Genomic DNA, 14,807 nt, shown 5'->3' on the forward strand with positions numbered 1-14,807 from the left:
CCCACTATTCGTTACACAATTGTAAATATGACAACACAATAAAATGAACCGGTTCATTTTTCAAGTGATATTTACCCGTGACAAATAGTTATTTGCACCATCAACGCGTTAACATTACACTAATGAACCGGTAAATATCTGTTGTATATACGGGTATTACTCTGTTTCTACCAGACAAGAGATTTATATGGCCACAATTCGGGATGTAGCAAAAGCAGCAGGCTTGTCTACCGGCACGGTATCCAAAGCATTGAGTAAACCAGACAGCGTTTCACCAAAGAACCTGGTGAAAGTGCAAGAGGCCATCGCCAAGCTCAATTATAAGCCAAATATGCTGGCACAGAAGTTTCGCAGCAAGCGTTCAAACACCTTGGTGGTTCTTGTGCCTGATATTGCCAACCTCTTTTTCGCTAAGGTGATTAGCGGCATTGAAAGTGTAGCGCAGGACGCAGGATTTAGTGTACTTCTGGGGGACACAAAAGATTCCCAGGCGCGAGAAAAAGAATTTATAAAAATGGTAGAAACTCGCCTGGCTGATGGTGTAATTAACCTGCGGCCCTACCGGGAAGAAGATGCCCTGCTTCCTCGGGATGATATTTTTTCGGTGGCGGCCAGTAGCTGTGAAAACACCCCATCTTACTCGGTACGTATAGATAATGTGGGCGCGTCAAAGAAAATGATTGAACACTTGTTGAGCCTTGGTCATAAACGCATCGGGCTTATCACAGGTTTAAAACAAAACCCTCATACCATAGACCGTTTAAAAGGCTATCGATTGGCATTGCAAGATGCAGGCATTGACTACGACTCCAACATTGTCATTGAGGGCGATTTCAATTATTGGTCGGGGTTAAGTGCGGCTGAACGCTTCAGCGCTATGCCTAACAGGCCTACTGCCATCTGCTGTTTCAATGATGAGATGGCCATTGCAGCAATCAGAGGGTTTTCGGAAAAAGGCATTCGGGTACCACAAGACATATCTGTTACCGGATTCGATAATATGGACGTATCAAAGTACACCGTTCCCTCACTTACCACCATCGGCCAACCGGCTGAAAAAATTGGCGAGCGCGCCGCGGAAATTTTAGTGGCGCTGATCAGAGGCGAATCACAACCGGTCACAGAGCATGTGTTACCGTACGAGTTCATTATCCGCGAAAGTACTTCTTCACCATCCTAATACTATTTTTCCTAGGTTTTAACCAAAGGACAAAGTAGTAAAGTGAACCGATTCACCAGCACCTTGTTAATAGCGTTAACAATACGCTATCCTATTTTTAAGAGTACAACCCCAGCTACGATAAATAACACTCCGACATAACGAAGCATTGAACTGGCGTCACCAAAAAACCATACGCCCACGAGAAAAGTGCCAGCTGCACCAATGCCAGTCCACACCGCATAAGCGGTACCCAGTGGGATGTCTTTTTGCGCGAGAAACAGAAGAAAGCCGCTCAGCGCCATAAATCCAATGGCCATGGCAATGCCTGCCACACGATGTTGCCCGGATTGGGCGATTTTCAGACCCAGCGGCCAGCCTATTTCAGTCAAACCAGCCAATATCAAATACACCCAGCTCATGGGAATACTCCAACTTATCAGGAAGAATCAACGAAGCGCTGGCAGATATAGCAACGTGCGAGTAGAAGACAAGGTGCAAACGATAGAAATAAGAAAAGCGCCGACCAGTATCTGCTACTGGCCAGCGCTTTGGTTGGGCTTTGAACAACGCGCGCTATGGGGACGACACGTTATTAAAAGGCCAAGGGACTCATTACATGCGATATTGCACGCCCAAGGTGAACCTGCGCTCGTTTAAGAAGCGCTTGTCGACTAAATCAGGCCACTGGTAGTACTGATCGCGACTTTCTTCGGTCAGGTTCAAGCCTTGCAACGACACCGTAAAGTTCTCGTTGATGTCGTAGCTGACGGAGGCATCAACGTACACAGTAGCGTCGAGGTACTTCGCCAGTTCGTAATCACCTACCCGGCGGATGTACATGAAGGTTTTGCTTCTGTAGTTAGCCGCCACACGGGCTTGCAGTGCATCATCTTCATACCAAAGGGCAAAGTTAGCCTGATGTTCGGAGTTGTCGGCCATCGGCGTTGTATTGCCGTAATAGTCAGTTTCATCACTGGTACTGGGCGAGTAGGTGTAGTTGGCATTAACACCAAAATTCGACCAAATGCCATCGAGGAAATCAAACCCTTGCTGATAGCCAACTTCGATACCTTCCACGCTGGCCCCTTCGCCATTACCAATGGTATTCGTGCGCACTAAACCAGTGAATTCAGTGGTTTCAGGATCATAGCCCCGAACCTGTCCATCACTGTCTGCAATAGGCAGAAATACCGTGGTATTTTTGATGAAGGATTCAATGTCGATGTAGAACGCTGCCACGCTCAATATACCGGTATCACTAAAGTACCACTCGTAAGAGAGATCAAGGTTGGTGGAACGCCAGGGTTCAATTTGCGGGTTACCCTGCTGATTCGCACCTACAGCACAGAATACGTCTGAGCCGTCTGGCGCTTGCACGTCACACGCGAGAATACGCGACACATTGATACCGCCAGCCAGGTTATTTGTGTTGTGTTGAGTTACCGTTTCTGTGTACGAGAAGCGCAGAAGCTGATCGTCCGTAAGGTTTAGCACCAGATTCACAGAAGGCAAAACATCTGAATAATCTCGCTTCGTGTTAATCTGCGCCGAAGCAGGCGGCAACATACCAAGCGCGCCAGAGAGGATGTATTCAACGCCATTGTAGGTCGCAAAACCGTTGGTAGCCACATCAGACTGGTTAATATCCAGTTCAGTTTTTACATAGCGCAATCCCACGTTTCCGCGATAAGTCATGCCAGCTATTTCACCGTCCAGATTCGCCTGTACATAAGCTTCCTGCATGGTTTCTTCTAAATCATAGGAGTTAGCGCCATCAGGTGACTGGATATTTTGCCCGTACACTTCATTATGCCAACCCAGTGGATCGGACATGGCTTCAGGGTCTACGAAGTACAAGCTACCAAGCCCGGAAGCTCCCTGAAAATCACTAATTTGCGTGATCATGCCCTTTTGATCTAACTCTGTGAATGAAATAGGCGCAATGAAAGACTCAAGGGTGTTGGGCGCCTGGCTAGCTGAATCTTTCCAGCGAGAAAGAAACGCTTCGCCGTACTCGTTGGTGCGGGCAACACCGCCAATCCACGCTTGCTGTTCAACGGTTCGCTTGGCGTAACGCACACCTGCATCCACCGACATCACTGGTCCCCAATCGGCCAAATACGTACCGTCAAGACGGAATACATCAAGGTCAGCGTCGCGGTTTGTGCCCACCAAATTCGTTGAGGTAGCTGAATAGCGGTTAATGTTACTGCCGAACACTTCGTTTACCGTTTCCCCATCAATGTACATGGTAGATGGCAAGTTCCACACTTGCTCACCGCCGGAGTACGTTATTCCAATGGGGATCATGGTAAAATCACCGGCCGGCGTGCCGTCGGGTAGTTCTGCAGGCTGACCGTCATAGCCCCAGGGGTTTACGTCACTCGCAGGTACGCCGCCAGGCCCTTTGAAGGTTGCGCCTACCTGTGAACCACTATTGAGGTAAGCATCCACCGCACTTAATGCGTTATCGTCTCTGGCTTCGCCGTGTACCCAGCGCACGCTACCGGAAAAATTCCCGCCATTATCGAATTTTATCTCAAGATTGGTATTAATGGATTCACGTTCAGAGGCATTGGCTTCTGAATGCACCATGGTTCTTCTGGCTTGCAATACGCCGCTTGAGAACGAATTGAACGAGCCGCCTAAGTCAACGAGGTTACCGTCTTCATCTTTCACCAGGTTTTCGTGTGCTGTAAAACCGTTCGCGGCGGGGGTGAACCAGCCTGTTACGCCTTGCCATGCTTGTGAAGCGATAAACCCAGCCTGACGATTGAGCTCGTCCATTTGCGTGTAGAATACTTCGCCTATCACTTCAATATCGTCAGTGGCCTGCCACTGAAACGCACCGTTTACGCCAATGCGGTCGCGGGTAATAAATTGGTTTGCTGCCTGGTGGCCCTGAAATGCATAGTAAACATCGTCGGTTGAACCGTTGCCGTTTGCATCCGTGTTGGGTTCAACAAACGTGCTGGATTCAGTAGCAATGAAGCCCCAATCGCCACCTGCAGAGCCGATAAGATAATCGGCAAGGTTTTTCTCTGACACCGTTAACGACAAGGTGGCACCGAACTCTCTGTCGTTGTTGTAACCAATGAAGGTAGAGATAAGGCCATCGGTTTCATCACCCATAGAGCCATCAGTGGCTTCTGCTTTAGCGTTTAGGGTAAACCCTTCGTCAAGATCAAATGGACGGTAAGTTTGCAAGTTGATGATGCCCGACATACCCGACGCAATCATCCGTGCTTCACGGGATTTGTATACATCAAGACCCGATACCATGGAAGATGGGATATCTGTGAAATTCGGTTGCACCGTGGTTACCGAACTGGCAGACAGCATTTGCTCACCGTTTAAGGTGGTGCCGACCTGGCTGATACCACGGATGTTCACCGTAGAACCTTCACCACCAGAACGATTAATTTGTACACCTGTAATACGCTGCAAAGAGTCTGCAATGGTGACATCCGGCAATTTACCAATGTCAGTGGCACTAATGGAATCGCTAACAGAGTCGGCGAAACGTTTTTCATTGAGTGATTTAAGCTGCGATGCGCGAATACCCCGCACCTGAATCACTTCCAACGTCTCTTCTTCACCACCTTGGGCGCTCTGCGTTGGGCTTTGTGGCGTTTGCGCCGCTACAGCAGCACTGAAAAAAACGCTGCTGACACTCACAGCGATGGCGTGCTTAGAAAAAAGTTGCTGTAAATTCTTCATAATAGTTCCTTATTCTCGGCATACCGGACACCAGTGTGCCCGGCATACAGCTTTAGTCGAGTAAAATGGTGTCTACATAGAATGTGGATTGTGCAGAGGTTAACCCCTGGAACTGCACACCAAAGCCTTGTAGTTCACTGATGTCGCTGATATCCAGTGACAGGCTTGCCATTCCCTCAGTTAAGGCGGTAGCGCCGGCATCGCGCCAGTTTCCGTCTTTGTCTTTTGCCCACAGTTTTGCCGTGGTGTCAGCGCTCGCTTCAGGTACGTACACTTCAAGGCTGAGTGTTGTCACGTCATCACCCAGCAAAATGCCATTTTCCGGATAAGTTTGTATAACCACTTCATCGCCATCAGCTAGGGTTATCTCACCTTGCAGGGCAAAGTTACCACTGTCAGCCCAATCATCGGCCAACGTTAAGCCCAAGGCAGGCGACCAGTTCACTTGCAGCTCAAAACCGTCTGTTCCTTCGAAGTTTTGATATTGCTCACCGTCCAATTTGATGGCATCGACAAAAAACATGGCGTTTGTACTGGCCGTATCGGCGTTGTTAAAGCGCACGCCTAAACCGTTTATCGTGCTTACTTCGCTAACATCAATGGACAGGGTTGAACCACCCTCTTCCAGCGCTGTAGCTGCAGGCCAACTTTCCACGCCATCTGGCGCTTTAAAGAAGATGTGTCCGTCTACACTACTGCCGGCACCGATGGCGTTAACGTCAATGGTTAACGTGGTGACGTCGGTAACGTCAATGCCACCCGCCGGATAAGTTTGCAGCACAATGTTTTCGGCGGAGTCTAATTGGGAGAGATCCTGATATAACGCGAGGGACTGATTACCTTCACTCGCCCATTCACGCGACAAGGTAATACCAGGTACGCCAGACCAATTCACCTGACCTTCCCAGCCCATCGCATCAGGCTCAAAATCCTCTATCACGTCACCATCAAGAGCAATACTGTCAATGAGATATGTCGCCTCAGTTGCTGTGCCGTCCAGGCCCATAAAGCGCACGCCTAGTCCATTGAGCATATCCACGGCACTCACATCAATGGTTAAGGTAGTACCCCCTTCTGCCACAGGTACAGCATCTGGCCAGCTTTCTACGTCATCCGGCGCTTTGAAAAAGATATGCGCCACAATGTTAGGGCCTGCGTCCTGTGTGTTGACTGTAATACTCAGCTCGTCAATATCAGTTACATCGATACCACCAGCCGGATACGTTTGGAATACAACGTTATCGAGGGAATCTGGTTGGGTCATGTCCTTCGTGAGCGACAATGCATAAGCACCGGTTTGTGCCCATGAATCAGAAATAGCGATACCATCAGTGGGAGACCAGTTAAGCTGTGCCTGCCAACTGCCAACTGGCAATTCAAAATCGGCATAAACACCACTGATTTTGGCGCGCCCGCCGGGTACGTCATCAACGTTTAGCACGCCATCAAAAGCGTAGTTCGCATCAACCTCAGCCGGTGCTGCGCCTTGTGGGCCAATCACTGAATCGGGATTCCAGAACTCTGAATTCCAGGTAATAAAGAATGACCACATAGCGCCCTGGTCATGCATGAGGGACACATCAGGAATGGTGCCGGTTTCTGTCAGCGCCACCATTTTTTTACCGTTGTGGCGGTCTTGCAGGGTTTTATATTGCGATGCAAAGGTGTGAGTATCATCATTGCGCGGGTCGCCGTAACCGTCGAAGCCCACAATATCCACCATGTTGTCGCCTGGGTACCAGTCTTCCCCCAACCCATCTGTGTGGGTAAACACCCAAATAAGGTTGTTTAATTCGTGATGATTTGTCAGGCGGTCGTACATCAGTGCCCATAAACCCTTGAAAGCATCTGCGCCTTTTGCACCCCACCAGAACCACGCGCCCTGCGCTTCGTGAAGGGGACGCCACAGTACAGGAATGCCCGCGTCTTGCAACATCTTAAGTTCAGCCGCAACAATATCAATGTCAGCTAATAACTCCGCATATTCAGCCGAGCTGGTATCAGCCAGAGCCGCTGCAACGTCGAAGGTGGTACCGTCTGTATAGAAACTCCCGTTGCCAGTACCTGTGTTGCCACTGGGCGCACGCCAATGGAATAATGCAGACACAATAAAGTTGCGCTCTGCCTTATGGGCAATAATAGCTTCGGTAAGACCAGTAAAGTTATCGCCGTCGTAAGACGTAGAGTAATTCATGTAATCGAAAGCGATAATAGCCGGCGAGTCATCGCCCGTGGCCGCTTCAATTTTCTGAGTTTCGAAAAGCGGGAAGGAATCATCTTCTTTTTGCGGAAATTCAGTTTGCCCGCTGAGTGTAGATGTAAGGTAGTTCTCGCTTAAGAACGCCATTAGATCAATCGCTTCCTGAGTGGCATTGGGGTTCACCAGTTCAGGAGTAACGGGCAAAGGCGGTGGTGGTTCAGCAGAAGGAATCAGTGAGATACCATCGATACGGTAGTAGTTCCAGCCGCCGCCAACTTCGATGTTATTGTCACCATCAACAACTTCTACCACGCCAACGCGCATTTCTTCCCATTGACCAGTGGCATCAAATTCCAGCGCGTAATCGACGCCATTAACATTGACGTTAGCCACTTTGCCGCCGTAGCTGGAAGGAATGGTGTATCGCACGTTAAGTGTATAAAAACCTGGCGCAGCGTCTACCGGGAAAACCACTGTCATGCCGGGTTCTAAATCGTCGGTATGCACGTCATTATTTGCGCCCATAACGAAATTGTCGTCACCAGGCATCACCAGCGTTGCACCATTAAGCACCGCGTTGGCATCACCGACATCCATGTTCACCACAGAATCAGGGTCAAAGACAGTCACTTCAACGGTGTCTACAATAGGCTCACCATCGTCGTTTGTCACGGCATTACCACTGCCATCGGTGATAGCAATATCAAAAATGAGCTTGTCTGAGACGACAGAGTCAGGCACGGTGAAGGATACTGTTGTGCCTGTGTTAGTATCCAGGTCAACAGCACTGCCACCCACTTGCATCCAGTTAATGATCTCGCCACTGCTGGTTCCTACCAGCTTCGCTTCCAGCGTCACTGTATCGCCTGGCTTAATCTCCATATTCTCAGGAGCAATAATATTGAGCGGTTTCTCTTCCGGTTGGTAAACCGCCGTTTCTGTATTTAAATCGTCGCCGCCGAGGCAACCACCTAACCCCATGAGTATGCTGGCACCCAGCATACTCCGAGCAAATAGCATTCGGTTTCTGTTCATTGTTCTCATTTCCCACGTTGGCCCAAATAAATGAACCGGTTCATTTTTAATTATTTAAAAAACCGGAACGAACAAAATGAACCGGTTTATTTTTTACAATATACTTACAATAGAAACGTAGATCAACATTTTTTTAACGTATTACTGCCAAGTGTAGTGAATAATTATTCTATTAGATGATTTGCAAGTCGCCCCCTCTCAAAGGATAAATGAGACTTTTTCTTGAGCATCAATTCAGCTAATGTGAAAAGAGGCACCATTAGCATATTTTAACGTCTTGCTCCTGCGACTATTGTGAACCGGTTCAAATAAAGCCATAATCCTGTTTCGTCGTCCTGCTATCTTACTTAGGAAGCACGTTATGTTTAATCGTCGTCAGTTTCTCAAAACCGCTGCTGCAGGCTACGCACTAGCGGTAGCACCAAACAGCTTCGGCACAGCGCATGAGCAACATAAACTATCTGTCTCCCAATGGTCATTTCATCGCGGGATTTTAGGAAACAGCAAAGACAATTACCCGGCTTTCCTCAAAACCCTGCATTCCGACCAGCCAGAGCGTGTATTACAAGGAACCCTCGACCCACGGGATATTTGTTCAGTCGCCCGAGAGTTAGGCTTAACCCATATCGATCTCGTCAATGTGCTGTTTTTTGCCTATCACAGTAATACAGCGTATTTGCGGGAATTTAATCAGCGGGCAAACGACAACGGCGTGGCGTTCCAGGTGTTAATGTGTGACCAAACCGGTGAGTTGGGGGCTAGCTCAGCCGCTAAACGGCAAGCATCTATCGACTTACACAAGCGCTGGCTCGATACCGCAGCAACGCTAAACTGCAAACAATTTCGTGTTAATGCCTATGGCGACGGTTCATATTTACAACAATTAGACAACTGCGCCGAAGCGTTACACATACTGGCAGACCACGCCGCTGACATGAATATCGAACTGCTTGTAGAAAATCACGGCTACGCGTCGAACAATGGCGCCTGGCTGGCCATGCTCATAGAACGGGCAAACCATAAAAACCTAGGTGTGTTTACCGATATAGACAACTTCTTTATGGGCGGCTGGAACATTGAACCCGAGCGGCGATACGACAGAGTGCAAGGCATCTATGATCTCGCGCCGTTCACTCGTGGCGTTAGTGTAAAAGCTCATGATTTCAACGAACAGGGAGAAGAAACCACATTGGCATACCCGCCTCTATTCGCAATTTTACAAAAAGCAGGGTTTACTGGCTTCTACAGTGTCGAATATGAAGGAAACCGTTTAAGCGAAATGGATGGCACTAAAGCCACCCTCGCCTATACGAAAGCGTCGTTGTAACAAGGGCTGGTTGAACAGCACACTGATTACTGTAAATATGCTAATCAGTTCTTTTCCACCTTAAAAAGTTCAACCTCGAATATCAACGTACTATTGGCTGTAATGGCGCCAGTGGTGCGTTCGCCATAAGCAAGATCTGCAGGAATGAAAAGGCGAAACTTAGCCCCTTCTTTCATGAGTTGCAGCCCTTCTGTCCACCCTTCAATCACTTTGTTTAAAGGAAAGGAAATTCGCTCATTGCGCGCGTAAGACGAGTCGAATTCAGTGCCGTCTATTAGCGTGCCGCTATAGTGCACGGTAACAGTGTCATCGGCATCGGGTGATGCGCCAGTACCCGCTCTTATGACTTCATATTGCAGGCCGCTTGCTGTTGTAATCACCCCTGGCTTTTTGGCATTTTCTGCCAGGTATTGTTTACCTATTTCTATGTTGCGGCTGGCGATGTTTTCTTCGTATTGTTTTTTAAGGGTTTCCATTCTTTCGCTGAACTTAGCGGAGTAGTTTTTTATCTCGTCCTCGGAGAGTACCGCTGCAGCCTTAAGACCATCTGTGAAACCACCGGTGACCATCTTTTTACCACTGATGGCTAATTCTGCCTTTTCCCGGCCGTCCCATCTATCAAAATCGCCAAACACTTTATGGAAGTAAAGCCCTATTGATTGTCCCATGGCATAAGCGACCTGAGTTCTGTCAGCAATTTCAAAGGCTTCTTTGCCTTCAGCCGCTTTAAGCAGAGCTGCAGCATCACTTGCATCAATGGCTGGTTTATTGACAATCCCCGCTTCAAAGCCTTTTCTTATTTCATCTTCAGGGAGCTCTTGCTGCGAAGATTTTTCATTGACGTAGTTGCCGGTTACAACTCCTGCAGAATACAATTCTTTCTCAAAATCCGTCTTAGGTGTAACCCGTTGTTCTTTTTCTGTTTCTTCAACATCAGGTTCGGCGTTGTCATCCCCAGCGTTTAAGCGCAAGGTTTGTTCACCAGCATTATTGCTGAGGCTAAGTTCACCCTGACCCACCTTATTCTGACTTGTAGACGAGGTACTTACCCAATACGCGCCACCTAACACCACCGCAAAAAGTACGACCACGGCGGGCCATTTTGCCGATGTTTTGGCGGGCTTTTCTGTTGGCGCAGGCGATTGTTTTACCGTAGACGTTTCGGTTTCTGCCGTTGTATTAGTCTTGACAGCGGAAGTAACCAGGCCTTTTTGCTCTACAATACTGTGCAAATCAGACTTCTGCTTACCTGTACTGGCAACACCTGCCACAAGCAATGCATCAACCTGTTCTGCTGAAAGGGTTTCGCCTGTTGCTCGTTTGCGATTGAGGTTATCCACCCAGCGCTGAAACGCTTTTTGCTGAGGTGAACTGTTGGCCTGTTGCTTTGCTACACGAGCAATCAGTTCATCCAATCCATCTGCTGGTAAGTCAACAAGATCAGCTAAAGCCTGTAACACTGCCTTGTTGTTATCTTTTACTTCTCCATTTTCGTTGAGATAGTGGATGATTTTTTCTTCGAGAGGCAATAATTCAGCGGCGATGCCATCGCTCCCTCCCACCCAGGTGGCGGTAGTTTCAGCCCCGGTAATACTTCCCTGCTCTGACAATGCACGGTTAAAAGCGGCGTTAAATGCCACAGCGTCGGAATACCTGCCATCTTTGTGCTCGCTAATGGCTTTTATTAGCACGTCGTTTAAAGCCTGCGATATGCTCGGCACAAGCACATTGGGATCTGCATAGCGGCCCGTCGGCAAACGACCAGTAAACATACGGTAGCCTAGTGTGCCTAAGCTATACACGTCGGCCCGGGCATCTACGTGTTTAGCGCTTTCCCGTTGCTCTGGTGCCATGTAGTTACGGCTTCCCATTCCCAGTTGCGATACCGTGCTATGACCGGAATCAGGGGCTTTAGCAATACCAAAATCTACAATGCGTACATCACCACCAGCACTAAGCATAATGTTCGATGGCTTGATATCACGATGAACCAGCCCTTTCTCGTGGGCCCCGGCAATACCAGTGAGGATTTGAGCAAATACCGCAAGCGCTTCGTCGAAGGGCATGGCGCGGGGTTTTTGATCGTCTGTAAGCTCTGCCACCGTGCTGGCATCAAAGACGTCCTTGCCTAACTTTTCTGTTAACGAGTGAGCCATAAACGGCATGATGTAATAGGGCGAGCCATCGGGTAACTCACCAAATTCGAGAATGTTGATCACATAAGGGTTATCTTCCAGCGACCCCAAAATACGCGCTTCATTGGCAAAACGACGACGCAAAACATCCAGCCCTTCAGTGTCAGAAGATGTGGCAAAGGCGATAAGGTTTTCATCCTTTGGATGAAATACTTTAATGGCGACATCGCGATTGATGTGGGCATCGTGTGCCAGGTACACCTGACCAAAACCACCTGCACCTAACTGTTTTATTATTTTGTACTTACCGATGTTTTCCATGTGCTAACGTCCTGCCTTCAACATCCATTGCGTTTATGACTATTGGCTATAACAAGTTTTGACATAAAACTTTAGCGAGAACACCTTGTTGACGCAATCGTTTATTTTTCAGCCTGGTGCCGCTGGCATGATATGAAAGGGAGGTGCTGCCCGAGGGTGGACAAGATTTGTTGCAAATTAGGTTGTAGTTAGCTTGCATGCAGGAACCATTATTCTCATAGTGTTCACACTCATCCACCACAACAAACGCAAAAGGCAACACCATGGATGCTAAGCATGGCAAAATCTACCGCACGGCTGGAATAGCAGCCTTGCTGTGTGCAAGTTGTTTTGTAGTGGGCTTTGTGATGATTTTCTATATAGAGCCAGGGATCCATCTGAATCCTCACCAGCGACTGGCTTTTATTCTCAGTAATGGTCGTTTTTTCCAATTGTGGTACGTCATCATATTTGTCATTTTTGGCATAAACTTGCTGGTGCTGACACGTGGCGTAAACCGCTTTATAGGCGCCAATCAAACGCTTAGCTACCACATCACCATGATGTTTGGTTTTATCTGGGCATCTTATGTCATTGCCTGTGGCCTGATCGCTGCACTATCAATCGAATACCTGATGCATTTGCCAGACGATGAGCAATCTGCAGTATGGTTTGCGATTTATAGCTTGCAGGTAGGGTTAGGCGACGGTGTGGAATGGGTAGGTGGTATTTGGTTACTCACCCTAAGTTTACACGGGTTGTACTTTCGATTGCCTTACATGCTATTGCAATACTTTGGTGCGGCCGTAGGCTTTATAGGTTGCTTGACCCTGATTCCGGCACTGTCACAAGCAGGTGTAATATTTGGTCTTGCCCAAATACTGTGGTTTATCGCTATAGGCATCACTTTTATTCGCCGAAGTCGTACTACCGGGCTTCAGGAAAAGCCGGTTGCACAGTAACGCCATAAAGCGTTGGCGTGCTGTTCACTGATACTGACCAGCCCATGACTTCTGCAATACGCCTGACTAAGTATTGCCCGTGTCCCAACCCCTGATATGCCTGTGAAGACGATGTCGTAATAGCATTTTCGAAAATCACTCGTTGTTCTTCGGCATAGATACGCATGCCCCCTGCTCCGCCGTGGTAGAAGCCATTATTGATAAGATTTTGCAGTAACAAGGCGATAAGATGATCATTACCCGTTACCACCATGTTTTTATCAATTTGCACGTCAATGTTAAAATCAGTGGTTGATGCTGAGCCATACAATGCCAGGGTTGCTCGTTCAATAAACGGCAGCAACGGCCAAGGCTTAAACACTAAATTTTCCTTTCTGGCCAAAGCAAGCAATACCTCAACGGTGTTTTGTAATGCATCGGTAGACTGGGACAAAATTTGTTTGTCATCCTCCGACATCACGCCATTTTCATTGAGCACCAGTGTATTGCGAATAAGCGCAATGGGTGTGCGCAGTTCATGGCTAACATCACTGGCAAAGTTGTGCTCTCTGCGCCAGGCATGCTGTAAGGCCTGAAAGGTATTTTCAAAGGTCAGCGCCAACTGTCCGATTTCGTCCTGCCTGGAAGCCTCTGAAATGCTGCATGGTTTTTCTGCTTGCTGTGACCCCACTTTATTTGTCAGGGCGATAATGGGCGCAGACAGTTTCGCTGCAATAAACCAGGTACTCAGAACTGTAAGCAGAATGACTGCCAGGGAAATGCTGATGAGAAACACACTAAAAACCGAAGAGAAGTACGACAGAGTCCCTCCATTTTGCGTGTTGAGTACCAACCACTCAGAACTTGATTCCGGGGTAGCAGACAATGCGTAAGCATACCCCTTTTCTCCCTCATGCCCGAATGTGTAAAGCCGCTCGTCGTGTAGGCTTTGCGATACCTCCGAGAAGCGAAAAAGTGCCTCCCGCTGCAAGATGAACATACCTTCAGTTTGAAACTGGGCCTGAGCATCGTCTTTACGTAGTGCTTGTGCTATCTCTGGAGACAGTAAACTCGCTTCCTTCTCCAACACGTAGTGCGCAACCACTTCTTCAGTCACATCCACAAACAAGGTAGTCACACGAAAATAGAACAGGTTGATAACCAACACCAGCGCGCCAAAGCCGAAAAATAACTGAGCGCGAATTCCCTTAAACACTCTCAAGCCCTTTTAATTGATAGCCAATATTACCGATGGTAACCAGTTGCAGTGCTGGCGCTTGTTGGGCAAAGGTTTTGCGCAAATTGTACATATGAGATTTCAGTGGGTTGCTTTCGGGCAATTCGTCGTTCCAGAGCTCGGCGATAAGGTCGCTGCGAGCCACCGGTTGCGGATAGGCTTTTGCCAATTCATGTAACAGTTGAAAACCCACTTTGGTTATTTTAAGTTGCTCTCCTTGCCAGGAAGCCACATTGGCTTTCACATCAAGCTTGAGACCACCCTTGGACAATGTCGTGGCGGAATGTAACTGCGGCCTGCGCGCCAGTGCCTCACATCGAAGTGCGAGTTCACGCAGGTCACAGGGCTTGGTGAGGTAATCATCTGCGCCTTGGGTAAAACCTTTTGCTTTATCTTCAAACGCATCTCTGGCGGTAAGCATTAAAATGGGGTTAAGGCGGGTTTGTTGCTGTTTTATTTGCTGACAAACCGTTAACCCGTCGCAGTCTGGTAAATTCAAATCAAGAACAATCACATCGTAATGATGGGCAAGTGCTAAGGACACTCCTTGCATGCCTTTGTCAGCGAAATCTAACTGCCAGCCCAGCCCTTCCAGAAACCGGGTTACCTGCTTTGCCAAGGCCAGATTATCTTCAATAAGTAATACCGACAGTGTGCTCTGTGACATCCTTTTATCCTGTTTCAAGAGGAACTTTCACTTTCTCAAAAGGGCGACGTAATGCCTCGCCGCCACTCTCTACAACACTCTTT

9 protein-coding genes and 1 pseudogene are annotated in these 14,807 nt (G+C 48.2%); 3 read left to right on the plus strand and 7 right to left on the minus strand.

Going from position 1 to position 14,807, the window contains the following annotated elements; all coding sequences use genetic code 11:
• The first annotated feature begins 187 nt into the window (after nucleotides 1–187).
• A complete protein-coding gene (locus ACXACM_RS02220) occupies nucleotides 188–1,180 on the plus strand; it encodes a LacI family DNA-binding transcriptional regulator (RefSeq protein WP_474819498.1) in 993 nt (330 codons plus the stop codon).
• Nucleotides 1,181–1,266: 86 nt separating this feature from the next.
• Here the strand turns inward: ACXACM_RS02220 and ACXACM_RS02225 are convergent, their stop codons facing one another.
• The 3 genes from ACXACM_RS02225 to ACXACM_RS02235 all read right to left on the minus strand — a co-directional run bounded on the left by ACXACM_RS02225 (nucleotide 1,267) and on the right by ACXACM_RS02235 (nucleotide 8,117).
• Nucleotides 1,267–1,581, minus strand: coding sequence for a DMT family transporter (locus ACXACM_RS02225; RefSeq protein WP_474819499.1), 315 nt, complete (start codon nucleotides 1,579–1,581; stop codon nucleotides 1,267–1,269).
• Between the two features lie 193 nt (nucleotides 1,582–1,774).
• Nucleotides 1,775–4,882, minus strand: a complete 3,108-nt coding sequence (locus ACXACM_RS02230; RefSeq protein WP_474819501.1) for a TonB-dependent receptor — start codon at nucleotides 4,880–4,882, stop codon at nucleotides 1,775–1,777.
• Between the two features lie 52 nt (nucleotides 4,883–4,934).
• On the minus strand, nucleotides 4,935–8,117 hold the full coding sequence (locus ACXACM_RS02235; RefSeq protein ID WP_474819502.1) for a glycosyl hydrolase: 3,183 nt from the start codon (nucleotides 8,115–8,117) through the stop codon (nucleotides 4,935–4,937).
• 361 nt (nucleotides 8,118–8,478) lie between these two features.
• On the opposite strand from ACXACM_RS02235, the gene ACXACM_RS02240 reads away from it, so the two are divergent.
• Nucleotides 8,479–9,444 carry a sugar phosphate isomerase/epimerase family protein gene (locus ACXACM_RS02240; protein WP_474819503.1) on the plus strand — a complete coding sequence of 322 codons (966 nt, stop codon included), beginning with the start codon at nucleotides 8,479–8,481 and terminating at the stop codon, nucleotides 9,442–9,444.
• Nucleotides 9,445–9,488: 44 nt separating this feature from the next.
• Here the strand turns inward: ACXACM_RS02240 and ACXACM_RS02245 are convergent, their stop codons facing one another.
• Complete coding sequence (locus ACXACM_RS02245) at nucleotides 9,489–11,216, minus strand: FKBP-type peptidyl-prolyl cis-trans isomerase (RefSeq protein ID WP_474824191.1); 1,728 nt, start codon at nucleotides 11,214–11,216, stop codon at nucleotides 9,489–9,491.
• Nucleotides 11,190–11,900 (minus strand): annotated as a pseudogene (locus ACXACM_RS02250) (serine/threonine-protein kinase); the annotation flags it as partial. The pseudogene ACXACM_RS02250 and the gene ACXACM_RS02245, both read right to left, overlap by 27 nt.
• A gap of 263 nt (nucleotides 11,901–12,163) precedes the next feature.
• On the opposite strand from ACXACM_RS02250, the gene ACXACM_RS02255 reads away from it, so the two are divergent.
• Nucleotides 12,164–12,841 carry a hypothetical protein gene (locus ACXACM_RS02255; protein ID WP_474819505.1) on the plus strand — a complete coding sequence of 226 codons (678 nt, stop codon included), beginning with the start codon at nucleotides 12,164–12,166 and terminating at the stop codon, nucleotides 12,839–12,841.
• Here ACXACM_RS02255 and ACXACM_RS02260 read toward each other — a convergent pair.
• Nucleotides 12,807–14,036: a sensor histidine kinase gene (locus tag ACXACM_RS02260; RefSeq protein ID WP_474819506.1), complete on the minus strand. Its 1,230-nt coding sequence runs from the start codon at nucleotides 14,034–14,036 to the stop codon at nucleotides 12,807–12,809. The genes ACXACM_RS02255 and ACXACM_RS02260 overlap by 35 nt on opposite strands.
• A complete protein-coding gene (locus ACXACM_RS02265; protein WP_474819507.1) occupies nucleotides 14,029–14,724 on the minus strand; it encodes a response regulator transcription factor in 696 nt (231 codons plus the stop codon). Before ACXACM_RS02265 ends, ACXACM_RS02260 begins: the two co-directional genes overlap by 8 nt.
• Nucleotides 14,725–14,807 lie beyond the last annotated feature (83 nt).

Source organism: Alteromonas sp. AWQ4_252, assembly GCF_056158205.1.